The following is a 25,008-nucleotide window of genomic DNA, read 5'->3' as shown; positions in this document are numbered from 1 at the left end:
CAAGTTCCCTTCCTTATTGTGTACCGATTAATGCGGTCGGTTGATTGACCACAAGACCAACCCAACACAAAAACCACCGCCGACAATGTTTCCTAATGTCACCGGAATCAAATTTTTCACGATAAAATGATAAAGATTTAAATCTGCGAACTGCTGAGAATCCATATTAATGGCTTGCCAAAATTCCGGTGCGCTAAAGTGTGCCGTGAGGATCCCCATTGGGATCATAAACATATTCGCTACACTGTGTTCGAATCCTGACGCAACAAACAAAGCAATGGGTAAAATCATAATGAATGCTTTATCTGTCAAGGTTTTTCCTGCGTAGGTCATCCAAATGGCAATGCATACCATCACGTTACACAAAATCCCCAAACAAAAAGCCTCAAACCATGTATGGTGAATCTTATGTTGAGCGGTCGTTAAAATCGTGAATCCCCACTGCCCATTGGCTGCCATTGTTTGACCGGCAAACCAAATGAGAGAAACAATAAAAAGCGCGCCAACGAAATTGCCGAAATAAACCACAATCCAATTTCGCAGCATTTGAAAAGTGCTGATTCGTCCGCTTGCACGGGCGATAGCTGTCATGGTTGATGAGGTGAATAATTCAGAGCCGCAGACCACGACCATAATCACACCAAGAGAAAATACCACGCCACCAACCAGCTTAGTTAAACCCCACGAAGTCCCGAGATTGCCTGTTTGTGTTGTGGTATAAAAAACGAACGCTAACGCAATAAACGCCCCTGCCGGAATGGCAGAGAAAAAAGAGAGAATTTGTTTTTTAGATGCCTTATAGACGCCGGCATCCTCGCCAATTTGGCTTATTTCTGCCGGAGAGACCATGCAAGTTGTTTTGGACGTTTCGGTATTCATTACAGAATTCCCTGTTAATTTATTTGGCTTGTAAATACGTCCACGACAGCGTGGTATTACAAGGAAAGGCCTAAAAAAAATTGAATTTTTATCATTTTTGTTAATTATATTTTCTTTCCCCTGCAAAGTAAAAATATTTCTCCCTTTTAATGCGAGAATCTTGTTCTTTGTCAATAATTAGATCGGTGTAGTCCAAAAGCCTTTCTTGACGACAGCCAAATTGCTATTTGGGTTGTTTTCTGTTAAAAAGTGCGGTCATAAAACGCAATATTTTTTAAGGAGAACGCCATGGCCGCAGAAACCATTTTCAGCAAAATTATTCGCAAAGAAATTCCCGCCAACATCGTCTATCAAGATGACCTTGTTACCGCCTTTCGCGATATTGCACCGCAAGCGAAAACCCATATTTTGATCATCCCGAACAAGCTTATTCCAACTGTCAACGATGTAACCGAACAAGATGAAGTAACCTTAGGTCGTCTATTTACGGTGGCGGCGAAACTGGCGGCACAGGAAGGCATTGCGCAAGACGGTTATCGTTTAATTGTCAACTGCAACAAACATGGTGGACAAGAAGTGTTCCATTTACACATGCACCTTGTTGGTGGTGAACCTTTAGGTAAAATGCTGGATAAATAATGAAAAAGTCTATTTCCCTTTTTTTTGCGACCGCACTTTTAGCGGGATGTAGCGCAAAGGTGCCGACCTTATTAAACACGCAAAATCCCATTCTAAATATTGAAGCCCCTGCCGCAGAAAGGGTGGAGGCCGGTGTTGAGCGTGACAGTGCTTGGGTCAAAAATAAAACTGAACAGCCGGTCAACTTGGCTTACCGCCTGTTTTGGTATGACAAACATGGCGTAACAGTGACGGCTGAAGAGCCTGTCGTTTGGCATAGATTGGCGTTGCAACCGCTGCAAAAACAAGCGCTCACATTGGCTCGACCAACGGCGGATAGCGCCAATTACCGCTTATATCTTCGACTAAACTAAAATGTCTACACTACTCATTGACTTAGCCGGTTACGAGCTGGAACAAGAAGAAATCGAATTGTTGGAACATCCGCTCGTGGCGGGATTGATTCTTTTTACGCGTAATTTTCACGACCGAGCGCAATTACAAGGGTTGATTCGTTCTGTGCGACAAAAGGTGAAAAAGCCCTTGTTGATTACGGTGGATCAAGAAGGCGGCAGAGTACAGCGTTTTCGTGACGGCTTCACCCAACTTCCTGCAATGCAGGCGTTTTCCGCACTGATTGAAGATCCTATTGAACAACGGAAGATGGCATTTGAAGCCGGCTGGCAAATGGCGGCAGAGATGACCGCACTTGATATCGATTTGAGCTTTGCGCCGGTGTTGGATCTTGGTCATGCGTGCAAAGCCATCGGCGATCGCAGTTTTGGTTGCGAGATAAAAAGTGCTGTGGATTTGGCGGCTAATTTTATTCGCGGTATGCATCAAGCCGGCATGGCTGCAACGGGAAAACATTTTCCCGGGCATGGACATGTAATTGCCGATTCTCATTTGGAAACCCCTTATGATGAGCGTAGCCAAGAAGATATTTTCAATCAGGATATTCAGCCGTTCCAACAACTTATCGAACAAAATTTGCTGCAAGCCATCATGCCGGCACATGTGATTTATTCGCAATGTGACAGCCAACCCGCAAGTGGCTCTAAATTTTGGTTACAAGACATCTTGCGTGCTCAGCTGAATTTCAACGGTGCCATTTTCTCTGATGATCTTGGCATGAAAGGGGCGGGATTCATGGGCGATTTTGTGGCGCGTAGCGAACAGGCGCTTAATGCAGGTTGCGATTTGTTGCTGCTTTGTAATGAACGAGATGGTGTGATCCAAGTTTTAGACAATTTAAAACGCTCAGAAAAACAATCGTGCTTTTTGTTGCGCCAACAACGCTTACAAAGTCTCTTCAAACGCAAAAATCTTACTTGGACTGAATTAGAGTGTGCTCCCCGTTGGTTGGAAAACCGTCAAAAACTGACCGCACTTCAACAGCAATGGCTGGCAGCGAAAAACTAATATGATTCAATGCGAACATTATCAACGAGGCGATTGCCGTTCTTGTCAATGGTTGGAATTGCCCTATGCCGTTCAACTGGAACAGAAAACGGCACATTTGCAACAGCAGTTGCAGGGTTTAGAAACGTCTCATTTGATTTGGTTTGCCCCTTTTCAATCTGCCCAAGAAGGGTTTCGCAACAAAGCCAAAATGGTGGTGAGTGGTGCAGTCGAACGCCCAGTCCTCGGCATCTTGCCGAACCCATTGGCGCCACAAAGTGCGGTGGATTTATGTGATTGCCCACTTTATCCACAACGTTTTCAAGCTATCTTTCCTCTTCTTAAAGATTTCATCGCACGCGCAGGCCTTGTGCCGTATAACGTGGCAAGGCAAAAAGGCGAATTGAAACATCTTTTATTGACAGAAAGTCAACACAGCCACCAACTCATGTTGCGCTTTGTGTTACGTTCGGAAGCCAAATTGCCGTTGATTCAACGTGAACTGGCGGGATTGCGTCAAAAATTGCCACAACTTGCCGTCATTAGCGTGAATATCCAGCCGCAAAATGCCGCGATTTTAGAAGGTGAAAAAGAGATTTTCCTGACGGAACAACACACCTTGCCCGAAAGGTTTAATCAGATTCCGCTTTTTATTCGCCCACAAGGCTTTTTTCAAACGAATCCATCGGTTGCTGAAGGCTTATACGGCATGGCGCAACAATGGATAAAAGACCTGCCCATTCGTCAACTTTGGGATTTGTTCTGTGGAGTGGGCGGTTTCGGGCTACATTGCTTGAAAGCATTGCAAATGCAGAATCCGGAACAACAAATTCACCTCACCGGTATTGAAATCTCCGCTTCTGCCATTGCCGCTGCGAAACTATCAGCACAACAACTCGGCTTGGAGGCGCAGGTTCATTTTCAGTCGTTAGATGCAGCAAATTTTGCCTTGGCACAAGCCGAAAAACCGGATTTGGTGATCGTCAATCCTCCTCGCCGAGGTGTTGGTCAATCGCTTGCTGAATTTCTCAATAAAATGCGACCACACTTTATTTTGTATTCCAGCTGTAACGCAGAAACCATGGGCAAAGACTTGCGATCTTTGACCCATTATCAACTGGAAAAAATTCAACTGTTCGATATGTTTCCACATACCGCGCATTATGAAGTGTTGGTGTTGTTGCGATTAGCCGTGTGATGCCGAATTTTTATATTCAGCGAGCAAGCGTTGGATGAGTTTTGTATTTGCCGGCGGAAATTGTTCCATATCCAATTCCTCTTGTTCCAGCCAAAAACCTTCTTGTCCTTCACGGCCAAAAGGTTCGCCTAGCCATTCATCCACTAAGTAGAAATAAAAATTCAGAATTTTTGTAGGATATTCAAAGGTAAAACGTTCAAACAATACAGCATGAGAAACCAAAATACCGACTTCTTCCTCTAATTCTCGTTTTAACGCTTGCTCCGGCGTTTCATTGGGCGCGACTTTTCCACCGGGAAATTCCAGCGATTGCGCAAAGTCTTGACCCTCTAATCGTCGGGTGAGATAAATTTGTCCGAATTCGTTACGAATAATGCCGGCAGCAACTTGTATGACCGGTTTTTCCATGCTTTTCTCCGTGTTTGCCTATATGGTCATTTCCGCATAACAAACGCCCCCATTGAGGGACGGGGGCGCTTTAGATGAGTTATGCGTTTGTCGGGTAATCCCACCAAATATCGAATAATTCGCTGATTTCAATTTGTTGTAAGCCATTTTGGCTTAACCAATTTTTCACTAATTCTTGATGCTTGGCATCACATTTACCGATTTTTTCTAAGCAAACCAAGCCTTCCCAGTGTAAATAGCCACTGCCTTCATAGGCCAATCCATTCGGTTGGATAACTTCAGCGATGAAGCGGTCAACAGTGCTGTCGATTTGTTCTACAGAGGTGCCTTCGGCAAATTGCCACTTCACTAAAAAGCCTAATTCTTGGAATTCGGCAAGGTGCATTTTTTTGCGTTGTCTTTGGTTACGTTTGATCGCCATAATGTGTTTCCTTTATGTTGCGGTTTGATGAAATATAAATCCCACACGCCATGTCCTAGGCGTTGACCGCGTTGTTCAAACTTGGTCAACGGGCGAAAATCAGGGCGAGGGATGTAGTCGTTTGTGTCTGACGTATTGCGTAATTGCGGATATTGCTGCAACACCGACAACATCTGTTCAGCATAATCTTGCCAGTCAGTTGCCATGTGAATGAATGCGCCGGCTTGCAATTTAGTTAATAAGTGGTCAATAAAGTGCGGTTGTACGATACGGCGTTTGTGGTGTCTGGCTTTGTGCCACGGATCCGGGAAAAACAGTTGTAACCCGCCGAGACTTTGGTCGGCAATGCTGTCACGTAGAATTTCGGTGGCATCGTGACAAATGACGCGTAGGTTTGTTACGCCTTTTTCCACCGCATAGGCAATGCAAGCGCCAACGCCCGGTGTATGCACTTCAATACCGAGGTAGTTTTTGTCGGGATTTTGTGCTGCCATCTCCACAAGGGAACTGCCCATACCAAAGCCGATTTCCAAAATAACAGGATTCTCATTTCCATAAATACGTTTAAAATCAAATGGTTGCGGTTGATAGTCCAAGCCGAGCGCCGCCCAGTTTTGGTTCATGGCGTTTTTTTGATAATCGCTTAAGCGACCTGTGCGTAGCACAAAACTGCGTACTTTTCTTTTGTAACGACCATCGGAGGTAAATTCGGCGGATTCAACGGTTTTGCGTTTTTGATCAGCAAAAGTCGTTGGAAGTTGTTCTTGAGATTGTGTGTCTAACATGAAATTTTGTGATTTATGGGATAACGAAAATAGAATGTCCTAAAAAGTCGTTGCTGATTATAGGCGGTTTCCTTACCCTTGGCAATTTCGGTACCGGGAATCAACAAGCCCTTGGCTTTATGCTAAACTTTGACGACTTTCATTTGGTGTAATTTGGAAAAAACTCACAAAATCCACCGCACTTTTATTACATAATTCGGTATTGAATAATTAGAACGTTATGCTGGCTCAATCCTCTCCCCATGCGCCTTTTGCGCAGTCTGTATTAACATGGTATGCCAAGTTCGGGCGGAAAAATTTGCCGTGGCAACAACATAAAACCTTATACGGCGTTTGGCTATCAGAAGTAATGCTACAGCAAACGCAGGTGGCGACGGTCATTCCGTATTTTGAGCGTTTTGTTAAAACATTTCCTAATTTGACCGCACTTGCTGATGCGCCGTTAGATGAGGTGCTGCATTTGTGGACGGGCTTGGGTTATTACGCGCGGGCGCGAAATTTGCATAAAGCCGCGCAAATCATGCGAGATCAATATGACGGTATGTTTCCGACAGAATTTGAACAGGTGTTAGCGTTGCCCGGTGTGGGGCGAAGCACGGCGGGGGCAGTGTTATCTTCTTGTTTGAATGCGCCTTATGCTATTTTGGATGGCAATGTGAAGCGGGTGTTATCCCGTTATTTTGCCGTGGACGGTTGGCCGGGTGAGAAAAAAACGGAAGATCGTTTGTGGCAATTAACAGCACAGGTGACCCCAACGGAACAGGTGGCGGATTTTAATCAGGCAATGATGGATCTTGGTGCACTGGTATGCACCCGCTCTAAACCCAAATGTAGCCTTTGTCCGTTACAGTTAACTTGTCGAGCCAATGCTGAACAAAATTGGCAGGCGTATCCGGGGAAAAAGCCGAAGAAAGTATTGCCGGTGCGGGAAAGTTATTTTTTGCTGTTGGAAAAAGACGGTAAAGTTGCATTAGAGCAACGGGAAAATAGCGGTTTGTGGGGCGGATTATATTGTTTTCCGCAATTTACTGAAAAGCAGGCGTTGTTAGCCTATTTAGCCGCAAACGGAATTAAGCAATATCAGGAGTGGCCGGCGTTTCGCCATACGTTTAGCCATTTTCATTTAGATATTTATCCAATTTATGCGCAAGTTGGCGGTCTAATCGAGACTGCGGACGTGGATTGTTCCCCTTGGAAAAAAGTGCCGGAAAAGACGGAGGAATATCAATCAGACCTATTAAGTGCGGTCAAATATTGGTATGATCCGCAACATCCTGAACCTATCGGGTTGGCAACACCCGTGAAGAATTTATTAACTCAATATGTAAGGAATCATTATGGCGAGAATGGTATTTTGTGAACGTTTAAAACAAGAAGCGGAAGGCTTGGATTTTCAACTATATCCGGGAGAATTGGGTAAACGTATTTTTGATTCCATTAGCAAACAAGCGTGGGGAGAGTGGATGAAAAAACAAACCATGTTGGTGAATGAGAAAAAATTAAACATGATGAATGCGGAACATCGTAAGTTATTGGAGCAGGAAATGGTGAATTTCCTGTTTGAAGGTAAAGACGTACACATTGAAGGCTATACTCCACCTGAAGCGAAGTAAAATGAAGAAGTATTTAATTCTGGCATTAATTCCCTTTTTGTATGCGTGTGGCGGCGGAGGTTCACATCATCGAGGGCTAGACTTTGATGAAGCCTTTGCGAAAGATACCCGCGGTTTAGATATTTTAACCGGGCAATTTGCCAATAATATCGACCGCATTTGGGGGGTGAATGAGCTGTTGGTTGCCAGTCGTAAGGACTATGTGAAATATACGGATCGTTACTTTACCCGTAGCCATGTGAGTTTTGATGAAGGTTTGATTACTATCGAAACGCAGGCAGATTTAAACCGTTTGCATAATGCGATTGTGCATACATTATTGATGGGATCGGATGCGAATGGCATTGATTTATTTGCTTCCGGTGATGTGCCGATCAGTTCTCGTCCATTTTTGATGGGGCAGGTGATTGATCATCTTGGTGGTCCAATTGCCGATCAGCTGACGGCGAGTAACTTTGCTACGTATTTGATTCAAAATAAGTTACAAACCCGCCGTTTAGCGAATGGTAACCAAGTACAGTTGGTTGTTATTCCAATGATTGCTAACCACGTGGAAGTGCGTGCGCAGAAATATATTCCGATTGTGCGTAAAGTGGCACGTCGTTATGGATTGGATGAGAGCTTGATCCTTGGGATTATGCAAACAGAATCCAGTTTTAACCCGTATGCGATTAGTTATGCGAACGCCATGGGCTTAATGCAAGTGGTACCGCACTGCAGGGCGTGATGTGTTCCAAATGAAAGGCATGAGTGGTCAACCAAGTAAAAACTATTTGTTTGATCCTGAGAAGAATATTGATGCCGGCGCGGCTTATTTGTGGTTGCTACAAAATAAATATTTAGATGGCATTACAAACCCGACATCAAAACGCTTTGCCATGATTTCAGCCTATAACAGCGGTGCCGGTGCGGTATTGCGCGTATTCAATGACGATAAAGATGCTGCGATTATGCAAATTAATCAACTGTATCCGGAGCAGGTTTATCGCATGTTGACGACAAGCCACCCCTCTGCGCAGGCGCGTAATTATTTATTGAAAGTCGATAAAGCGCAAAAAAGTTATCGTGTTAGACGTTAAAGAATTTTCACGAGCATAAAATGTTAATGCCCACAGAATAAATATGCTGTGGGCATTTTTATGATCATAAAAAACGCATAAGTGTATAATTTATATACATTTTGTTTGTTAAACGTGCAAATGAATTAATTATTTCACATTTTTTTAAAATAGGTGTTGACTTGAAATCGAAAAAAACGTTTAATACGCACCACTGATGAGTTGCCTCGATAGCTCAGTCGGTAGAGCAGGGGATTGAAAATCCCCGTGTCGGTGGTTCGATTCCGCCTCGAGGCACCACTATTCCTCCTTAGTTCAGTCGGTAGAACGGTGGACTGTTAATCCATATGTCGCAGGTTCGAGTCCCGCAGGAGGAGCCAAATTCTAGAAAGCCGCTAAGCAATTAGCGGCTTTTCTTTTTTTTCAACTTTTGTATTTCGTAAAGCAAAAATTAACGCATAAATTGAAATCAAATTTATGCGTTAATTTTATTATAGCTAGCCAAAGTCCGGCTATAAAAACCATACGCTACGCGCATGAAGCTAAATACCTTAAGGGATGAACAGAAAAAATCCTCTCTATATAATGAACAAGGCTAACAAGCGAAACTCAACATATAGGACGATTATTTAACCCCTCGTAGCGTGCAACTTGTTGCACGAATAATTAACCTCGATGTGTAATTCACGATTTCATGCGTAGCGTGCATCTTGATGCACGACTAAATTATGCACGGAACGTTATTTAACGCTTTCGGACATTCATGATTTCGTGCAACAAGTTGCACGCTACGATTCTGATTTTGTATTTTGCAAAGTAAAAAATAACGCATAAATCGGAATCAAATTTATGCGTTAATTTTATCTTTGGGATTGTGCCCTAAAAAACACTTGGAATTTTCACCGCACTTTTCTGAGCTAAGCTAGAAAGTGCGGTCATTTTTTGCGGCGTTTTTAGTTTGCGTATTGGGTAATCGCTTGAGTGATTTCTTGATCTTTATAAATAGATTGAACCACTTCGTTAAGCGTTTCGCCTAGTACTTTCTGGATTTCTGCATTTCTTGCCGAGAAAGCACCGGAGTAGTTGCGAGTCGCATTAATATTTTTGCTGAATTGACCCTTCATGCCTTGAACATGGATAGCGAGTTGAATTTTGCTATCAATATCGTAACGTAGATTGCCTTGGTTGACTTTCGCAAAGAACTCTTGCACATCTACAGTGACAGCAGCATTAGAATTATTTGCCATGCCGATACGAAAACCTTTGCTAACCAGATCTTGTTGTGCCACTTGTTGGAATAATTCGGTAACACTTGGCGTTGCGGATAACTTGACGAGTTTACCATCGGCAACATAACTGGAAATTTCAGGCGCTTGGCGCATATCGCGAGTGGTAACGTAAACAACCGTAGATTGATTCACATTCATGGTGGCTTGTGGTGATAGCGGTGTAAAGCTCAAGGTGCTGGGTTCGCTTTGGCAACCGGTTAATACCGCACTGGAAAGCAGAACAGAGCCGAGAATGATGGTTTTCAGATTAAATTTCATAATATCCTCATCAGTTTGATTAATTTGCGCTATTCTTACAAAGTTACAAGTAATTGTATAGTCTCCTCATTTAATAAATCCCTTAAGGAAGAAGTATGTCAAAACAACAAGCATTAGAACAACGATTATGTCAGGAATTTCAACCGCACTTTATTACGGTTGAAAACGAAAGTCATATGCACAGCTCCGGGCGTGGTGAGGATTCACATTTTAAAATCGTATTAGTCAGTGACGCCTTTGAAGGGCAGAGTAAAGTCGCACGCCATCGTAAAATCTATCAATTCCTTTCACAAGATTTACAAAATGGCATCCATGCCTTGGCATTGCATCTTTATACTCAGCAAGAGTGGGATGAATTAGGGCAGCAGTTCCCGAAATCCCCTCGTTGTGCCGGTGTTGGGCTATAGTTCCTTACCTCTTTAGTTATTACGCAATAAAATAAAAAATTGATTTTTTGCAAGTTATGTGCAGTTTTTATTGGAAAATCGAGAAAGAGCCACGTTTCAAAGTGGCATGAACGTTATTATTTGGTTAAAATAAGGCATTTATATTTAGCAATATTTTAACGTTTTGTCATGGGTGTTGCGTGCCTTTGACAAATAAATAGCAGAATTTGAGTTTTATTTTTACCGGTTGAAGAGTGATTATTTGGTGTAGAGGTATCTTGTTGTTTCTTCTTTAATCATTTCAACAACCATCACTCAAGACGAGGTAATAACCTCAGGGTTATTGCTGTATTTTTAATCTAACAAAAGTAGTGCAAACAATATGATTACGATTAAAAAAGGCTTGGATCTTCCTATTGCAGGAAAACCGGATCAGGTAATCCATAACGGGAATACCGTTACTGAAGTTGCTTTGCTGGGTGAAGAGTATGTGGGAATGCGCCCTTCGATGAAGGTTCGCGAAGGTGATGTAGTGAAAAAAGGTCAGGTGCTTTTTGAAGATAAAAAGAATCCTGGTGTGATTTTCACCGCACCGGCGAGTGGCACGATCACCGCGATTCATCGTGGCGAGAAACGTGTATTACAGTCTGTGGTAATTAAAGTGGAAGGCAATGAAGCGCTTTCTTTCGATAAATACGAGACAGCTGAACTGAACACGTTAAGTGCAGAGCAAGTGCGTAAAAATTTACAGGAATCCGGTTTATGGACAGCGTTCCGTACCCGTCCATTCAGCAAAGTTCCGGCGATTGATAGCGTGCCTTCATCCATTTTCGTTAATGCGATGGACACCAATCCCCTCGCGGCGGATCCTGCGGTTATTATTGCTGCATCCGAAAATGATTTCGTCAATGGCTTAACCGTGTTAAGTCGTTTACATGACGGCAACATTCACTTATGTAAAGCGCCTGATAATAAAATTCCGGCATCACACGCGAGTAATGTGATCGTGGATGAATTTGCCGGGCCTCATCCGGCAGGATTAAGTGGCACACATATCCACTTTATTGATCCGGTGGGCATCAATAAAACCGTTTGGTATATCAACTATCAAGATGTGATTGTTATCGGTAAATTATTTACCACCGGTGAGCTCAATGTCGAACGCATTATTTCTCTTGCCGGCCCGCAAGTGAAAACACCACGTTTAGTGCGTACAGTCATCGGTGCGAATCTCTCTCAATTAACTGCAAATGAATTAAAAGACGGTAATAATCGCGTGATTTCCGGTTCTGTGCTTTGCGGTCAAACGGCAAAAGGTGTGCATGACTATCTTGGTCGTTATGCATTACAAGTCTCAGTAATCGCTGAAGGTAATGAGAAAGAATTCCTTGGCTGGATTACGCCGCAATCAAATAAATATTCGATTACCCGTACAGTGCTTGGTCACTTTAGCAAGAAATTATTTAACTTCACTACCGCAGAAAATGGTGGTGAACGTGCAATGGTACCAATCGGTAGCTATGAGCGCGTGATGCCGTTGGATATTTTACCGACATTATTACTACGTGATTTAATCGTGGGCGATACCGATGGGGCACAAGCGTTAGGTTGTCTTGAATTAGATGAAGAAGACTTAGCATTATGTTCTTTCGTTTGCCCGGGCAAATATGAATACGGTTCAATCTTGCGTCAAGTATTAGATAAGATTGAGAAGGAAGGTTAAAAATGGGTTTAAAAAATCTTTTTGAAAAAATGGAACCCGCGTTTTTACCAGGTGGTAAATACAGCAAGCTTTATCCGATCTTTGAATCGATTTATACCTTGCTTTATACACCGGGTACGGTAACGCACAAAAACACACACGTTCGTGATGCGTTAGACTCAAAACGTATGATGATTACGGTTTTCCTTGCGTTGTTCCCTGCGATTTTCTATGGGATGTACAATGTGGGTAACCAAGCGATCCCTGCCTTAAATCAATTAGGCAATTTAGATCAATTAATTGCTAACGATTGGCACTATGCCCTTGCAAGTTCACTAGGTTTAGATTTAACCAATAATGCAACTTGGGGCTCAAAAATGGCATTAGGGGCGATCTTCTTCCTGCCGATTTATATCGTAGTATTTACCGTTTGTACGATTTGGGAACTACTATTCTCCGTTGTGCGCGGACATGAAGTAAATGAAGGGATGTTCGTTTCAACCATTCTTTTCGCCTTAATTGTTCCGCCAACATTGCCATTATGGCAAGCGGCACTTGGTATCACCTTTGGTATCGTAGTAGCAAAAGAAATCTTCGGTGGTGTCGGTCGTAACTTTATGAACCCTGCACTTGCTGGCCGTGCATTCTTATTCTTCGCTTATCCGGCACAAATTTCCGGTGACTTAGTATGGACTGCGGCAGATGGTTTCTCAGGCGCTACCGCACTTTCACAATGGTCACAAGGTGGTCAAGCAGCATTGCAACATACGGTCACCGGTGAGCCAATTACTTGGATGGATGCCTTCATCGGTAATATTCCTGGCTCCATGGGTGAAGTTTCAACGCTTGCATTGTTAATCGGTGGTGCCGTCATTGTATTCACCCGTATTGCTTCTTGGCGCATTATGGCGGGTGTGATGATCGGTATGATTGGTACTGCAACCTTATTTAACTTAATTGGCTCCGATACTAACCCAATGTTCTCCATGCCTTGGCATTGGCACTTCGTATTAGGTGGTTTTGCGCTGGGGATGATCTTCATGGCTACAGACCCTGTATCTGCTTCATTTACCAATACCGGTAAATGGTGGTACGGCGCGTTAATTGGTGTGATGGCAGTATTAATTCGTACAGTGAACCCAGCTTACCCGGAAGGTATGATGTTAGCGATCTTATTTGCAAACTTGTTTGCACCAATTTTCGACTACATCGTGGTTCAAGCAAATATCAAACGTCGGAGAGCAAGAACAAATGGCTAAATTTAATAAAGATAGCGTTGGCGGTACAGTTACCGTTGTTGTATTGCTAAGTTTGGTGTGTTCTATCGTGGTTTCCGGTGCCGCGGTGGCATTGAAATCAAAACAAGATGAACAAAAAGCACTGGACGTTCAACGTAATATTTTAACGGTTGCCGGCCTAATGAAAGAAGATAATGCTTCTGTCATTAAAGACACTTATAACAAGTTTATTGAACCACGTTTAGTGGATTTGCAAAGTGGTGATTTTGTTCAAGCCTCAAAAGAGGATGTGGAAAAATTTGATCCAAAAACAGCGGTAAAATCGACCGCACTTAGTCAAGCCATTCCTGCGGAACAAGACAAAGCCGGGATTAAAGTGCGTGCGAATCAAGCGCGTGTTTACCTTGTAAAAGATGAACAAGGTCAGGTCAATCAAGTCATATTGCCGATGTACGGTCGCGGTTTATGGTCAACAATGTACGGTTTCGTTGCGGTTGCCTCGGATGCCAATACCATCAAAGGCATTACTTACTATGATCAAGGTGAAACCGCTGGTCTTGGTGGTGAAATCGCCAATCCGCGTTGGCAAGCACTTTTCGTAGATAAGAAACTGTTTGATGATAATCAACGTGTGGCTATTCGTGTTGCTAAAAATGCGTCTTCTAACAAAGAACACGGCGTTGATGCCTTATCAGGTGCAACCTTAACTTCAAATGGTGTGCAAGGTTCTTTTGATTATTGGTTTAGTCAAAATGGTTTTGGTCCATTCTTAGCAAAATTTAAAGCGGGGGCAAGATAATGGCTGATGCAAAAAGCAATTTAAAAGCACTTTTGCTTGATCCGATCGTAAAAAATAATCCGATTGCGCTGCAAATTTTGGGTATTTGTTCTGCATTAGCGGTCACAACTCAATTACAAACCGCGATCGTTATGGCAATTGCGGTAAGTTTAGTAACCGGTTTTTCCAGTATGTTTATTTCGATGATTCGTCAGTACATTCCAAATAGTATTCGTATCATTGTACAACTGGCAATTATCGCGTCTTTGGTAATTTTGGTTGACCAAGTATTGAAAGCTTTTGCTTATGGTTTATCGAAACAGCTCTCAGTATTCGTGGGCTTGATTATTACCAACTGTATCGTGATGGGTCGTGCAGAAGCTTTTGCGATGAAATCTCGTCCACTTGAGAGCTTTGTTGACGGTATCGGTAACGGTTTAGGTTATGGTGCAATTTTATTAATTGTTGCAACGTTACGCGAGTTAATTGGTTCTGGTCGTTTACTTGGCTTCCCAGTATTCCAAACCATTCAAGACGGTGGTTGGTATCAACCGAACGGCTTGTTCCTTCTTGCACCAAGTGCGTTCTTTATTATCGGCTTCATCATTTGGGGCTTAAGAACGTGGAAACCTGAGCAACAGGAGAAATAATCAATGGAACATTATATTAGCCTATTTGTGAAGGCGATCTTCATTGAAAATATGGCGCTTTCTTTCTTCTTAGGAATGTGTACTTTCCTTGCCGTATCGAAAAAAGTGTCAACGGCATTCGGCTTAGGGGTTGCGGTCACCGTTGTGCTTGGCATTTCTGTACCGGCGAACCAATTTGTATTTGAACACGTGTTAAAAGATGGCGCTTTAGTTGAAGGAGTAGATTTATCCTTCTTAAGCTTTATTACGTTTATCGGGATTATTGCGGGTATCGTTCAAATTCTTGAAATGACGCTCGATAAATTCTTCCCGGCACTTTATAACGCATTGGGGATTTTCCTTCCGCTTATTGCTGTAAACTGTGCGATCTTCGGTGGCGTATCTTTTGCGATTCAACGTGAATATACCTTCGCAGAATCTGCCGTGTACGGTATTGGTGCAGGCTTGGGGTGGATGTTGGCAATCGTTGCGTTAGCCGGTTTAACTGAGAAAATGAAATATGCGGATGTGCCGGCGGGTTTGAAAGGTTTAGGGATCACCTTTATCTCTGCAGGCTTAATGGCGCTTGGCTTTATGTCATTTTCCGGTATTCAGTTATAAGGAGGGCGTAAATGAGCGAAACAACAATTCTTGTACTCGGTGTTGCAGCCTTTACCGCTATCGTTTTAGTGCTTGTCGCCATTATTCTATTTGCCAAATCTAAATTGGTCGATTCCGGCGACATTACCATTCAAATTAATAATGATCCCAATAAAGCCATTACGTTACCGGCCGGTGGCAAATTGCTTGGCGCGCTTGCCAGCAAAGGGATCTTTGTGTCATCAGCTTGTGGCGGTGGCGGTTCCTGTGGTCAATGTGTGGTAAAAGTGAAAAGCGGTGGCGGTGAAATTTTACCGACAGAGTTATCTCACATCACCAAACGTGAGGCTAAAGAAGGCTATCGTCTTTCTTGCCAGGTGAACGTGAAAGGCAATATGGACATTGAATTGCCGGAAGAAATCTTTGGTGTGAAAAAATGGGAATGTACCGTTATCTCTAACGATAACAAAGCCACCTTTATCAAAGAGCTGAAATTAGCGATTCCTGAGGGTGAAGAAGTACCATTCCGTGCCGGTGGTTATATCCAAATCGAAGCTGATCCACATACAGTTTACTATAAAGATTTCGATATTCCGAAAGAATACCATGAAGACTGGGATAAATATGACTTGTGGCGTTATGTGTCCAAGGTCGATGAGCATATTATCCGTGCTTACTCTATGGCATCTTATCCGGAAGAAAAAGGCATTATTATGTTGAACGTGCGTATTGCGACGCCTCCGCCACGTCAACCGGATGCACCTCCGGGACAAATGTCTTCTTACATTTGGTCATTAAAACCGGGTGATAAAGTGACGATTTCTGGTCCGTTTGGTGAATTCTTCGCGAAAGAAACCGATAACGAAATGGTCTTTATTGGTGGTGGTGCAGGTATGGCGCCAATGCGTTCCCATATCTTTGACCAATTAAAACGTTTGCACTCTAAACGTAAAATGTCTTTCTGGTATGGTGCGCGTTCTAAACGTGAAATGTTCTATGTAGAAGATTTTGATCAGCTTCAAGCAGAAAACCCGAACTTTACATGGCACGTAGCATTATCAGATCCGTTACCGGAAGATAACTGGACAGGTTACACCGGCTTTATTCATAATGTGCTTTATGAAAATTATTTGAAAAATCATGAGGCACCTGAAGATTGTGAATACTACATGTGTGGACCTCCGGTGATGAATGCGGCGGTAATTAAAATGTTGAAAGACCTCGGTGTTGAAGATGAAAACATCTTATTAGATGACTTCGGTGGTTAATCTATAATAGAGAGAAAACTATCTCAAAACTGACCGCACTTGAGCATCATGCTTTCTATGATCAGTTTAAACACAATAAGCCCTGTATTTTGCAGGGCTTATTTTTTGTCTAAACGAATGCTTTATTTGATTTTTATTATAGCCAGCCAAAGTCTGGTGATAAAAACCATACGCTATGCGTATGGAGCTAAATTTACCCCTTACCCCTCGTATCGTGCAACTTGTTGCACGAATGATTAAAACATTAACTTTGATGCACAATTCACGATTTTGTGCGTAGCGTGCATCTTGATGCACGACCAAATTACACAGGGAACGTTATTTAACGCTTTCTGGCATTCACGATTTCGTGCAACAAGTTGCACGCCACAATTCACTAAAATAGGGATATGAAAATAGACATTTCCGAGTGAAAGGATTTTTTGTCAGCATCGTGGGCTTAAATACAAAAGTTGTGGAGGACGATATAAGGAATCAAGAAAAAGAAGACATGGTTCAAGATAATTTATCAACGAAAGAGCATATTAACCCTTTTAAGGGGTATGCAAGGAAGTCATTAGACACGCCTGTCAGTTTTCACTAGCCCCTTGAGGAGCTTATGAAGTATAGCCCCTTATAGGGGAGCTTAAAAACCGCACGTTTTATGTGTGGGTTGTTATTTAGATGAATCTCAATAAAATTATTAAATAATTAGATATTATCTATATTATTTCATCTTTTATTTTAAATTTTTCCTATTTTTGATGGTTGTTTTGGAAAAATAAGAAGAGTTGTTGCATAGTGATTCCGATTAATAAAAACAATATATGCAAACATCATCAACAGGAGATTTTTTATGTCTAACGCAGTCGCTTCCTTAGAAGCCTTCTTAGCCAAAGTCGAACAACGTGACGGAAACCAACCGGAATTTTTACAAGCGATACGCGAAGTATTCACGTCTATTTGGTCATTCCTTGAGAAAAACCCGAAATACCGCTCTGAAGCCTTATTAGAACGTTTAGTTGAACCGGAACGCATCATTCAATTCCGTGTAGCATGGACCGATGACAAAGGCCAAGTGCAAGTCAACCGCGCCTTCCGCATTCAATTTAACAGCGCTATCGGCCCTTTCAAAGGCGGTATGCGTTTCCACCCGTCCGTCAACCAGTCCATTTTAAAATTCTTAGGTTTTGAACAAATCTTCAAAAATGCCTTAACCACGCTGCCAATGGGCGGTGCCAAAGGCGGTTCAGACTTTGATCCGAAAGGTAAAAGCGATGCGGAAGTCATGCGCTTCTGCCAAGCCTTAATGACCGAACTTTATCGCCACATCGGCCCGGATACAGATGTGCCGGCGGGGGATATTGGTGTCGGCGCACGTGAAGTAGGTTATTTAACCGGCATGATGAAAAAACTCTCCAATCAAACCAGCTGTGTCTTTACCGGCAAAGGCTTGAGCTTTGGCGGTAGCTTAATTCGTCCGGAAGCTACCGGTTATGGTTTGGTCTATTTCGTCCAAGCGATGCTGGCAGAAAAAGGCCAAGATTTGAAAGGCAAAACCATCGCGGTTTCCGGCTCCGGCAACGTGGCACAATATGCCATTGAAAAAGCCCTGCAACTAGGCGCAAAAGTCATTAGCTGTTCCGACTCATCCGGCACCGTTGTGGATGAAGAAGGTTTCACTCCGGAAAAATTAGCTGCATTAATGGATATCAAAAACGTAAAACGGGGTCGTGTAAAAGATTATGCCGATCTCTTTGGCTTGAAATATGTCGCCGGTGCTCGACCATGGCATTTAAAAGTCGATATTGCACTCCCATGTGCCACCCAAAACGAATTAGTATTAAGCGATGCACAAGCCTTGATTGCCAATGGCGTGCAAGTGGTAGCGGAAGGTGCCAATATGCCAACGACCATTGACGCCACCAATGCCTTTATTGACGCGGGCGTACTCTTCGGACCAGGCAAAGCAGCAAATGCAGGCGGCGTCGCCACTTCCGGTTTAGAAATGTCGCAAAACGCACAACGCTTAAGTTGGACAAGAGAAGAAGTCGATGCCAAATTGCACCGCATTATGTTAGACATTCATGCGAACTGTAAAAAATACGGCAGTGATGCGCAAGGTAACATCAACTATGTGGTGGGTGCGAACGTCGCCGGTTTCGTTAAAGTGGCTGATGCCATGTTGGCACAAGGCGTGTATTAATTTTTCGATATTTCGCTTGCGAGGATAAAGAAAAGTGCGGTGGATTTTAAAACACGTTAAAAATCCACCGCACTTCTTTATTTTGAGCTTGCGCTTATTTCATCGCAATCATGGAACCGAAGTTAAAGCATTGGAACCAAAGCTCCACATGAGAAAAGCCGACATTTTTTAATCGCGCTTTGTGGGTTTCAATGCTGTCTGTGCGCATCACATTTTCAAGTGCGGTACGTTTTTGGCTCACTTCTAATTCGCTGTAACCGTTGGCGCGTTTAAATTGATGGTGGAGATCAATCAGTAAGTCGTTGGTTTGCTCATCTTCAAAGCGAAATTTTTCTGACAGCACCAATACGCCGTTTGGATTTAATCCTTGATGAATTTTTTCTAACAACGCCACGCGATCTTGTGGCGGTAGAAATTGCAGGGTGAAATTCAAAATCACCATGGATGCGTTTTTGATCTCAATGTAGCGAATGTCGTCACAGAGAATCTCGACCGGAATGTCACTATGGTAGGCAGCGATGTGTTGACGACAACGTTCTACCATCGGTTGGGAATTGTCCACCCCGATAATTTTTACATTGGGTTGGTTGATATGACGACGAGCGGAAAGGGTTGCCGCGCCACGAGAACAGCCTAAATCATAGACATGGCTGTTTGCCGTCACAAAACGTTCGGCAAGCATACCGATAGCTGTGATGATATTGGAATAGCCCGGCACAGAGCGTTGGATCATGTCGGGAAATACTTCCGCGACGCTTTCGTCAAAGGTAAAATCGCCCAATTTTTCAATAGGCGCAGAGAATAGGGTGTCTTTCATGTTTTTGCGATGCAATGATTTGAAATAAAAAGTGCGGTTATTTTAGAGAAAGTTTTTAACGGAGCAAATAAATTTCGCTTTCCAATTCAAAAGCCCAGGCAATTTCCGTATAATCGCACGGTTAATTTCTCTTTAATGATTCAGAATATAATAAGGAATAAAAAATGATGCGTTCACATTATTGCGGTGCGTTAAACCGCGCAAATATAGGTCAGGAAGTGACATTAAGCGGTTGGGTTCATCGTCGCCGCGATTTAGGGGGGTTGATCTTTATTGATATGCGCGATCGTGATGGTATCGTGCAAGTGTGTTTCGACCCGAAATATCAAGACGCCTTGACCGCGGCTGCCGGTTTGCGTAACGAATTTTGTATTCAAATCAAAGGTGAAGTGATTGCTCGCCCGGACAACCAAATCAATAAAAACATGGCGACCGGTGAAGTGGAAGTCTTGGCGAAAGCATTGAAAATTTACAACGCTTCCGATGTGTTGCCGTTAGACTTCAACCAAAACAACACGGAAGAACAACGTTTAAAATACCGTTATTTGGATTTACGTCGCCCTGAGATGGCGCAACGTTTAAAAACCCGTGCAAAAATCACCAGCTTTGTACGTCGTTTTATGGATGACAACGGTTTCTTAGATATTGAAACCCCAATGCTAACCAAAGCCACACCGGAAGGTGCGCGCGACTATTTAGTGCCAAGCCGTGTGCATAAAGGCAAATTCTATGCATTGCCACAATCACCACAGCTTTTCAAACAGTTGCTCATGATGTCCGGTTTTGATCGTTATTATCAAATCGTGAAATGTTTCCGTGATGAAGATTTGCGTGCAGATCGTCAGCCGGAATTTACCCAAATCGATGTGGAAACCTCTTTCCTGACAGCGCCTGAAGTGCGTGAGATTATGGAACGCATGGTGCACGGTTTATGGCAAAACATCATTGGTGTGGATTTAGGCAAATTCCCTGTGATGACTTGGCATGAAGCGATGAATCGTTTTGGTTCCGACAAACCCGATTTGCGTAACCCACTGGAATTAGTGGATGTTGCAGACCTCGTTAAAGAGGTAGATTTCAAAGTGTTCCAAGGCCCAGCCAATGATGTAAATGGTCGTGTGGCGGTCATTCGCGTACCAAATGGCAGCGAAATTACACGTAAACAAATTGATGAATACACCCAATTTGTTGGGATCTACGGTGCGAAAGGTTTGGCTTGGGCGAAAGTGAATGATATCAATGCCGGCCTTGAAGGTGTTCAAAGCCCGATTGCGAAATTCTTAAATGAAGACGTATGGAAAGCGTTAGCAGAACGTGTGAAAGCACAAAACGGCGATATCTTATTCTTCGGCGCAGACAAATGGCAAATCACCACCGATGCCATGGGCGCATTGCGTTTGAAACTGGGTCGCGATCTCGGCTTAACCCGTTTAGACGAATGGCAACCGCTTTGGGTGATTGATTTCCCTATGTTTGAGCGTGATGATGAAGGCAATTTGGCGGCAATGCACCACCCATTCACATCGCCACGTGATTTCACACCGGAACAATTGGAAGCGGATCCAACAACTGCGGTGGCGAATGCTTACGATATGGTCATCAACGGCTACGAAGTGGGGGGCGGTTCTGTACGTATTTTCGATCCGAAAATGCAACAAACTGTATTCCGCATTCTTGGCATCAACGAACAAGAACAACGCGAGAAATTTGGTTTCTTGTTGGATGCATTGAAATTCGGTACACCGCCACACGCAGGTTTGGCGTTCGGTTTAGACCGTTTAACCATGCTTTTAACCGGCACTGAAAATATTCGTGATGTCATCGCGTTCCCGAAAACGACGGCAGCAGCGTGCTTAATGACCGAAGCGCCAAGTTTTGCGAATCCACAGGCATTGGGTGAGTTGAGCATTCAGGTTATAAAAAATAATACTTAATACTCAATATAAGGCGATTATATAATCGCCTTCTTTTTTTTAAGAGAGATAGCATGAAAGTTCAATTAGTAAACCTAAATGGAAAAAATGACAGTAATTTTGTTGTAGAAGCGGTAAATAAATTTTCTTCGCCTAAATCATTTGATATGTTTGATGTAAATATAATTGATTTACGTTCACCGTATATATATCAAAATAAAGAATCTAACGATTATAGAATTATTTATAATAATGATTTTTTAAGTATAAATAAAATGATTTTTAATAGTAGGAAAACAAAGTTTTTATTTCTTTATCCTATGAATGTTAATTTTTATTGTAATTTTAGACGTGAAAGTTTTGTCTATAAAACGCCTATTAAAGATATTATCTTTCATATATCTGATATATTTAGTATATTAAATAAAGAGCTAGAATATAATTTCTCTTTTGAGAGAACAGATACAAAATTGTCTGATGACGTAAATATTCCAGCTGATTTTTATTTTCCTGAACGAGATGATTTTGAGATTTTACTCCGCTCCATAGATAGTGATAAAGTGACTTGTTGTAAGAAGGATAATTTATTTTTAACAACATTAGATATTCTTACTGATGAAGAATTACAACTTTTTCTTGAAAAGGTTGGATTAAAAGCTAGCCCTAATGCAGTGGCTCCTGATTGGATGAATAAAGTAATGCTTTTTGATGATGCGGAGCAATTAAAAAAGATAGAACAGAATGAAGCTCAGATAAAAAGTTGTAAGGATTCTATTGCAGTATCAAAAGGTAAATTAAGTGAGAATTCTCGGTTTAAATCCATTCTTTATACTTCAGGTGATGAGTTGGTTGATGTCGTCAAGGATATTTTTAGTAAGATATTTGATGTGGATTTTTCAGGATTTAAAGATAAGAAGAAAGAAGACTTTACCTTTACATTTAAAAATAAGATTTTTATAGGGGAAATAAAAGGCGTTAATCAGAATATTAAAACAACTAATCTTGCTCAATTAGATCTACATTTTGAGTACTTTAAAGAAGAGAGGGGTGATGATTTAGATAAGAATAATATTCACAAGTTACTTGTGATGAATCATCAAAAGGATAAAGACTTAAAATCTCGCATTCCTGTAGATCAGCAACAAATTGATATGGCAAAAAATAAATATTATTTATTAATCATTGAAACAGTAGAATTACTAGAAATGTATGACAAATTTACTCGGAGAGAAATGACTCAAGAAGAGTGTTTTAATTTAATTTGTCAGAATGGTATTTTAAACGTAAAAAATCCTCGCATAAAGAGAGATTAATGATGTGCTGGTTTTGGTGAGCCATTATTGAACCTGTTTAAGATTATGTACTGGCAAAAAACAGAAATTATGTGATTTAAATGTAAAGTGCGGTCAAAATGATCCGCCCTAAAAAGTTGGACTCACCAACCAACAATTGAGGTGCAGATTTTTTATGGGTAAACACTACACAACAGAATTTAAATTACAAATTTTCCGACCTATCTTGAATAGAGAAATGAGTATCAGAGAAGCCGCGCGTTTTTACAATATTCCTTCCAACGCCTTAGTCAGGACGTTGTTGAAACGGTTTGAAAAAAGTGGCATAAAAGGACTTATTCCTCGCAAACCATCAGGGCGACCGCCGATGAAACCTAAATATGCAAAAATGCCACCGCCACCCAAAACAGAAGAAGACCGTTTGCGCCTGAGAATTTTACAGATTGAAGCGGAGGTAGCCTACCTAAAGGAGTTGAGAAGGCTCAGACTTCAGGACGAAGCCGAGCAACGGAAATTATCCAAAGGTTAAGAACATGCTATCCGTTAAAATGGCTTTTAGGCTTTGCACAGTTAGCGCGTAGTACGTTTTTTGCTAAACTTCAGATTAAACCGGATAAGGATAAGAGGCTTAAAGCGGCGATTAAACACATCAAATCCCGGCATCCTGATTACGGCCACCGACGTGTTCATGCCTGTTTGCCGGATGTAAATCACAAGAAAATCCAACGTTTAATGCGGGAACTTGGACTTCAAGTGCGGTCAAGAAAAGGCAAGAAATTCACGACTTATCGAGGCACAATAGGCCATATTGCCCCGAATCGTCTTGAGCGAGATTTTACGGCAACTGCCCCGAATCAAAAGTGGGTGACGGATATCACGGAGTTTAAAGCGAAAGATGGGGGAAAAGTCTATTTATCCCCGATTTTAGACTTATTTAACAATGAGATAGTTGCCTTTAATCTCAGCTACTCACCGAATTGGGTACAAGTTGAGTCAATGTTAAACATGGTGGGCAAACGCCTGAATAAGGTTGAGGGCTTGATTTTATATTCAGACCAAGGCTGGCAGTATCAGACGGTAGCTTGTCGTCGCCTACTTGCCGAGCAGGGTATCATTCAAAGTATGTCAAGAAAAGGGAATTGCTTAGATAACGCAGCAATGGAAAGTTTCTTTGGGCGATTAAAAACGGAATGCTTTTATGGCAAGGAATTTAAAACAAAAGAAGAGATAATTGAAGCAGTAAGGGACTATTATAACCACCGTCGAATCCAACTGAAATTAAAAGGAGTGAGTCCGATACAATATCGTTGTCAGTCCTTGAATTAATCGTCTAGATTTTTGGGGGTCAGATCATTTTGATTGAATTATGAAACAAAGAAGACCAATGAGCTATATTTTAGTGATGTTATTCATGACTGAAATATAGCTTTTTTATCACTTGAAATATCGTTATTTTTCAATAGCATAGATACTACTACTACTACTACTACTACTACTACTACTACTACTACGAATAAGAATTATAATAAATAATATGGATAATAAGCCTAAAATGGTTGTGGAATAATAAATTTCTCGTTAAAATTGTGCGAATTAAGTCACACTTTCATGTAAGATATGTTACGCAATGTAAGATTTATGTAATAAAAATGTTAAGTAAATGACTTGCTTTAGGTTTCTTGCTACAATCGATTTGCAAAATCGTTTCAATACAAAAGCCAAAATAACTAGAATAAGATTAAAAAATATGAAAAAGCCGCGTTCTATCCCGATTATTTGTTGGACTAATATCATTATTAATTATCTTATTGTGTTAGGACTCACCTTAATTGTGCTTGCCATTGGTGATTCCTTTATTCAGTCCAGCGCTCTGCTTTTTATGCCTTATTTAAATTTTGTCGTCATTTTCTTCCTCAATAAAAACATCTTACGCGGCCGACATTGGGCGAGAGATATTTTTATTGCGTGGCTGCTTGCCGTTGATGTGCTGGTTTATGTGTTGTTTGAGAATGTTCCTATCACAATGTGCCATGTCTTGTTGTTAATTGTTAATCTTATTTGTCTATTTCACCCTTCTGCAAATGTATTTTTTCACGAAAAAAATACTGGATAGCACCATCGTCTCTTGAATCTCTCAATCAGGCGTACCGTGAATATAAATTTCATACGATTCGGTTAAAAATTTTATTCACTGTCATTCGCCAAGTTAGCAAGATTTATCCGTTTTTAATCTCTCATTTTTTGGAATAAAATGCTGATTTTTAGAAAAACA

24 protein-coding genes, 2 tRNA genes and 3 pseudogenes are annotated in these 25,008 nt (G+C 41.8%); 23 read left to right on the top strand and 6 right to left on the bottom strand.

Translation table 11 applies throughout. From position 1 onward, the window contains the following. Positions 1-27 precede the first annotated feature (27 nt). The gene (gene focA, locus AC30SF_RS07450) at positions 28-879 is read right to left on the bottom strand and encodes a formate transporter FocA (protein WP_489608043.1); all 852 of its coding nucleotides are present in this window, start codon (positions 877-879) and stop codon (positions 28-30) included. A 288-nt stretch (positions 880-1,167) separates the two neighbouring features. On the opposite strand from focA, the gene hinT reads away from it, so the two are divergent. Genes hinT through rlmC form a run of 4 tightly spaced genes read left to right on the top strand, consistent with a single transcriptional unit; the run spans position 1,168 to position 4,096 of the window. Continuing rightward, the gene (gene hinT, locus AC30SF_RS07445) at positions 1,168-1,518 is read left to right on the top strand and encodes a purine nucleoside phosphoramidase (RefSeq protein ID WP_314401249.1); all 351 of its coding nucleotides are present in this window, start codon (positions 1,168-1,170) and stop codon (positions 1,516-1,518) included. Then, positions 1,518-1,871 (top strand): YcfL family putative periplasmic lipoprotein, encoded by a 354-nt coding sequence (locus AC30SF_RS07440; protein WP_489608042.1) that lies wholly within the window; start codon positions 1,518-1,520, stop codon positions 1,869-1,871. The genes hinT and AC30SF_RS07440 overlap by 1 nt, the downstream gene beginning before the upstream one ends. A 1-nt stretch (position 1,872) precedes the next feature. Then, on the top strand, positions 1,873-2,919 hold the full coding sequence (nagZ, locus tag AC30SF_RS07435; RefSeq protein ID WP_489608041.1) for a beta-N-acetylhexosaminidase: 1,047 nt from the start codon (positions 1,873-1,875) through the stop codon (positions 2,917-2,919). 1 nt (position 2,920) lies between these two features. Next, positions 2,921-4,096, top strand: coding sequence for a 23S rRNA (uracil(747)-C(5))-methyltransferase RlmC (rlmC, locus tag AC30SF_RS07430; RefSeq protein WP_489608040.1), 1,176 nt, complete (start codon positions 2,921-2,923; stop codon positions 4,094-4,096). Here rlmC and mutT read toward each other — a convergent pair. The 3 genes and pseudogenes from mutT to trmB form a co-directional block, all read right to left on the bottom strand. Then, positions 4,085-4,504: an 8-oxo-dGTP diphosphatase MutT gene (gene mutT, locus AC30SF_RS07425; RefSeq protein ID WP_209364430.1), complete on the bottom strand. Its 420-nt coding sequence runs from the start codon at positions 4,502-4,504 to the stop codon at positions 4,085-4,087. The two genes, rlmC and mutT, sit on opposite strands and share 12 nt — an antisense overlap. Positions 4,505-4,583: 79 nt before the next feature. Further along, positions 4,584-4,925, bottom strand: a complete 342-nt coding sequence (locus AC30SF_RS07420) for a YggL family protein (RefSeq protein WP_021616006.1) — start codon at positions 4,923-4,925, stop codon at positions 4,584-4,586. Positions 4,926-4,948: 23 nt separating this feature from the next. After that, positions 4,949-5,710, bottom strand: a pseudogene (gene trmB / locus AC30SF_RS07415) (tRNA (guanosine(46)-N7)-methyltransferase TrmB); the annotation flags it as partial. Between the two features lie 220 nt (positions 5,711-5,930). Between trmB and mutY the strand changes: the two are divergent. From mutY to AC30SF_RS07390, 5 genes and pseudogenes are all read left to right on the top strand, one after another. Beyond that, positions 5,931-7,070 (top strand): A/G-specific adenine glycosylase, encoded by a 1,140-nt coding sequence (mutY, locus tag AC30SF_RS07410; protein WP_489608039.1) that lies wholly within the window; start codon positions 5,931-5,933, stop codon positions 7,068-7,070. Then, complete coding sequence (locus AC30SF_RS07405) at positions 7,048-7,323, top strand: oxidative damage protection protein (RefSeq protein ID WP_033002507.1); 276 nt, start codon at positions 7,048-7,050, stop codon at positions 7,321-7,323. Before mutY ends, AC30SF_RS07405 begins: the two co-directional genes overlap by 23 nt. 1 nt (position 7,324) lies before the next feature. Beyond that, positions 7,325-8,402 (top strand): annotated as a pseudogene (gene mltC / locus AC30SF_RS07400) (membrane-bound lytic murein transglycosylase MltC). Between the two features lie 203 nt (positions 8,403-8,605). Continuing rightward, a tRNA-Phe gene (locus AC30SF_RS07395) sits at positions 8,606-8,681 on the top strand. 4 nt (positions 8,682-8,685) lie between these two features. Continuing rightward, positions 8,686-8,761: transfer RNA gene (locus tag AC30SF_RS07390), tRNA-Asn, on the top strand. Between the two features lie 573 nt (positions 8,762-9,334). Here AC30SF_RS07390 and AC30SF_RS07385 read toward each other — a convergent pair. Next, on the bottom strand, positions 9,335-9,928 hold the full coding sequence (locus tag AC30SF_RS07385) for a YajG family lipoprotein (RefSeq protein WP_489608038.1): 594 nt from the start codon (positions 9,926-9,928) through the stop codon (positions 9,335-9,337). Between the two features lie 95 nt (positions 9,929-10,023). Here AC30SF_RS07385 and AC30SF_RS07380 point away from each other — a divergent pair, with 95 nt between their 5' ends. The 9 genes and pseudogenes from AC30SF_RS07380 to gdhA all read left to right on the top strand — a co-directional run bounded on the left by AC30SF_RS07380 (position 10,024) and on the right by gdhA (position 18,714). Beyond that, the gene (locus tag AC30SF_RS07380) at positions 10,024-10,335 is read left to right on the top strand and encodes a BolA family protein (RefSeq protein ID WP_489608037.1); all 312 of its coding nucleotides are present in this window, start codon (positions 10,024-10,026) and stop codon (positions 10,333-10,335) included. Positions 10,336-10,696: 361 nt separating this feature from the next. After that, positions 10,697-12,037: a Na(+)-translocating NADH-quinone reductase subunit A gene (locus AC30SF_RS07375; protein ID WP_489608036.1), complete on the top strand. Its 1,341-nt coding sequence runs from the start codon at positions 10,697-10,699 to the stop codon at positions 12,035-12,037. 2 nt (positions 12,038-12,039) lie between these two features. Next, a complete protein-coding gene (locus AC30SF_RS07370; protein WP_489608035.1) occupies positions 12,040-13,275 on the top strand; it encodes an NADH:ubiquinone reductase (Na(+)-transporting) subunit B in 1,236 nt (411 codons plus the stop codon). Next, the gene (locus tag AC30SF_RS07365) at positions 13,268-14,053 is read left to right on the top strand and encodes a Na(+)-translocating NADH-quinone reductase subunit C (RefSeq protein ID WP_489608034.1); all 786 of its coding nucleotides are present in this window, start codon (positions 13,268-13,270) and stop codon (positions 14,051-14,053) included. Before AC30SF_RS07370 ends, AC30SF_RS07365 begins: the two co-directional genes overlap by 8 nt. Continuing rightward, entirely contained in the window at positions 14,053-14,682 is a 630-nt protein-coding gene (locus tag AC30SF_RS07360) for an NADH:ubiquinone reductase (Na(+)-transporting) subunit D (protein ID WP_295973685.1), read from the top strand. The genes AC30SF_RS07365 and AC30SF_RS07360 overlap by 1 nt, the downstream gene beginning before the upstream one ends. A gap of 3 nt (positions 14,683-14,685) precedes the next feature. Next, positions 14,686-15,282 (top strand): NADH:ubiquinone reductase (Na(+)-transporting) subunit E, encoded by a 597-nt coding sequence (nqrE, locus tag AC30SF_RS07355; protein WP_005633378.1) that lies wholly within the window; start codon positions 14,686-14,688, stop codon positions 15,280-15,282. Between the two features lie 11 nt (positions 15,283-15,293). Then, a complete protein-coding gene (gene nqrF / locus AC30SF_RS07350; RefSeq protein WP_209364440.1) occupies positions 15,294-16,529 on the top strand; it encodes an NADH:ubiquinone reductase (Na(+)-transporting) subunit F in 1,236 nt (411 codons plus the stop codon). 388 nt (positions 16,530-16,917) lie between these two features. Then, positions 16,918-17,112: pseudogene (locus AC30SF_RS07345) on the top strand (hypothetical protein); the annotation flags it as partial. A 252-nt stretch (positions 17,113-17,364) separates the two neighbouring features. Further along, the gene (gene gdhA, locus AC30SF_RS07340) at positions 17,365-18,714 is read left to right on the top strand and encodes an NADP-specific glutamate dehydrogenase (protein ID WP_489608033.1); all 1,350 of its coding nucleotides are present in this window, start codon (positions 17,365-17,367) and stop codon (positions 18,712-18,714) included. A gap of 94 nt (positions 18,715-18,808) precedes the next feature. On the opposite strand, the gene cmoA is transcribed toward gdhA, so the two are convergent. After that, on the bottom strand, positions 18,809-19,531 hold the full coding sequence (cmoA, locus tag AC30SF_RS07335) for a carboxy-S-adenosyl-L-methionine synthase CmoA (protein WP_489608032.1): 723 nt from the start codon (positions 19,529-19,531) through the stop codon (positions 18,809-18,811). A gap of 164 nt (positions 19,532-19,695) precedes the next feature. On the opposite strand from cmoA, the gene aspS reads away from it, so the two are divergent. The 5 genes from aspS (at position 19,696) to AC30SF_RS07310 (ending at position 24,849) form a co-directional block, all read left to right on the top strand. Further along, positions 19,696-21,465, top strand: coding sequence for an aspartate--tRNA ligase (aspS, locus tag AC30SF_RS07330; RefSeq protein WP_489608031.1), 1,770 nt, complete (start codon positions 19,696-19,698; stop codon positions 21,463-21,465). Positions 21,466-21,518: 53 nt separating this feature from the next. Next, entirely contained in the window at positions 21,519-22,757 is a 1,239-nt protein-coding gene (locus AC30SF_RS07325) for a hypothetical protein (RefSeq protein WP_489608030.1), read from the top strand. Positions 22,758-22,911: 154 nt separating this feature from the next. Continuing rightward, the gene (locus AC30SF_RS07320; RefSeq protein WP_489608029.1) at positions 22,912-23,265 is read left to right on the top strand and encodes a transposase; all 354 of its coding nucleotides are present in this window, start codon (positions 22,912-22,914) and stop codon (positions 23,263-23,265) included. Continuing rightward, positions 23,250-24,062 carry an IS3 family transposase gene (locus AC30SF_RS07315; protein ID WP_489608317.1) on the top strand — a complete coding sequence of 271 codons (813 nt, stop codon included), beginning with the start codon at positions 23,250-23,252 and terminating at the stop codon, positions 24,060-24,062. The genes AC30SF_RS07320 and AC30SF_RS07315 overlap by 16 nt, the downstream gene beginning before the upstream one ends. A gap of 484 nt (positions 24,063-24,546) precedes the next feature. Further along, positions 24,547-24,849 carry a hypothetical protein gene (locus AC30SF_RS07310; RefSeq protein WP_489608028.1) on the top strand — a complete coding sequence of 101 codons (303 nt, stop codon included), beginning with the start codon at positions 24,547-24,549 and terminating at the stop codon, positions 24,847-24,849. Positions 24,850-25,008: the final 159 nt, after the last annotated feature.

This window comes from Aggregatibacter valvarum (genome assembly GCF_980468985.1).
Note: the sequence above shows the minus strand (reverse complement) of the source record. Positions and strands in the feature narration are given on the sequence as shown.

Coding starts and splice junctions, on each gene's coding strand:
- focA (WP_489608043.1), bottom strand. CDS start 879: ATGAATACCGAAACGTCCAAAACAACTTGCATGGTCTCTCCGGCAGAA.
- hinT (WP_314401249.1), top strand. CDS start 1,168: ATGGCCGCAGAAACCATTTTCAGCAAAATTATTCGCAAAGAAATTCCC.
- AC30SF_RS07440 (WP_489608042.1), top strand. CDS start 1,518: ATGAAAAAGTCTATTTCCCTTTTTTTTGCGACCGCACTTTTAGCGGGA.
- nagZ (WP_489608041.1), top strand. CDS start 1,873: ATGTCTACACTACTCATTGACTTAGCCGGTTACGAGCTGGAACAAGAA.
- rlmC (WP_489608040.1), top strand. CDS start 2,921: ATGATTCAATGCGAACATTATCAACGAGGCGATTGCCGTTCTTGTCAA.
- mutT (WP_209364430.1), bottom strand. CDS start 4,504: ATGGAAAAACCGGTCATACAAGTTGCTGCCGGCATTATTCGTAACGAA.
- AC30SF_RS07420 (WP_021616006.1), bottom strand. CDS start 4,925: ATGGCGATCAAACGTAACCAAAGACAACGCAAAAAAATGCACCTTGCC.
- mutY (WP_489608039.1), top strand. CDS start 5,931: ATGCTGGCTCAATCCTCTCCCCATGCGCCTTTTGCGCAGTCTGTATTA.
- AC30SF_RS07405 (WP_033002507.1), top strand. CDS start 7,048: ATGGCGAGAATGGTATTTTGTGAACGTTTAAAACAAGAAGCGGAAGGC.
- AC30SF_RS07385 (WP_489608038.1), bottom strand. CDS start 9,928: ATGAAATTTAATCTGAAAACCATCATTCTCGGCTCTGTTCTGCTTTCC.
- AC30SF_RS07380 (WP_489608037.1), top strand. CDS start 10,024: ATGTCAAAACAACAAGCATTAGAACAACGATTATGTCAGGAATTTCAA.
- AC30SF_RS07375 (WP_489608036.1), top strand. CDS start 10,697: ATGATTACGATTAAAAAAGGCTTGGATCTTCCTATTGCAGGAAAACCG.
- AC30SF_RS07370 (WP_489608035.1), top strand. CDS start 12,040: ATGGGTTTAAAAAATCTTTTTGAAAAAATGGAACCCGCGTTTTTACCA.
- AC30SF_RS07365 (WP_489608034.1), top strand. CDS start 13,268: ATGGCTAAATTTAATAAAGATAGCGTTGGCGGTACAGTTACCGTTGTT.
- AC30SF_RS07360 (WP_295973685.1), top strand. CDS start 14,053: ATGGCTGATGCAAAAAGCAATTTAAAAGCACTTTTGCTTGATCCGATC.
- nqrE (WP_005633378.1), top strand. CDS start 14,686: ATGGAACATTATATTAGCCTATTTGTGAAGGCGATCTTCATTGAAAAT.
- nqrF (WP_209364440.1), top strand. CDS start 15,294: ATGAGCGAAACAACAATTCTTGTACTCGGTGTTGCAGCCTTTACCGCT.
- gdhA (WP_489608033.1), top strand. CDS start 17,365: ATGTCTAACGCAGTCGCTTCCTTAGAAGCCTTCTTAGCCAAAGTCGAA.
- cmoA (WP_489608032.1), bottom strand. CDS start 19,531: ATGAAAGACACCCTATTCTCTGCGCCTATTGAAAAATTGGGCGATTTT.
- aspS (WP_489608031.1), top strand. CDS start 19,696: ATGATGCGTTCACATTATTGCGGTGCGTTAAACCGCGCAAATATAGGT.
- AC30SF_RS07325 (WP_489608030.1), top strand. CDS start 21,519: ATGAAAGTTCAATTAGTAAACCTAAATGGAAAAAATGACAGTAATTTT.
- AC30SF_RS07320 (WP_489608029.1), top strand. CDS start 22,912: ATGGGTAAACACTACACAACAGAATTTAAATTACAAATTTTCCGACCT.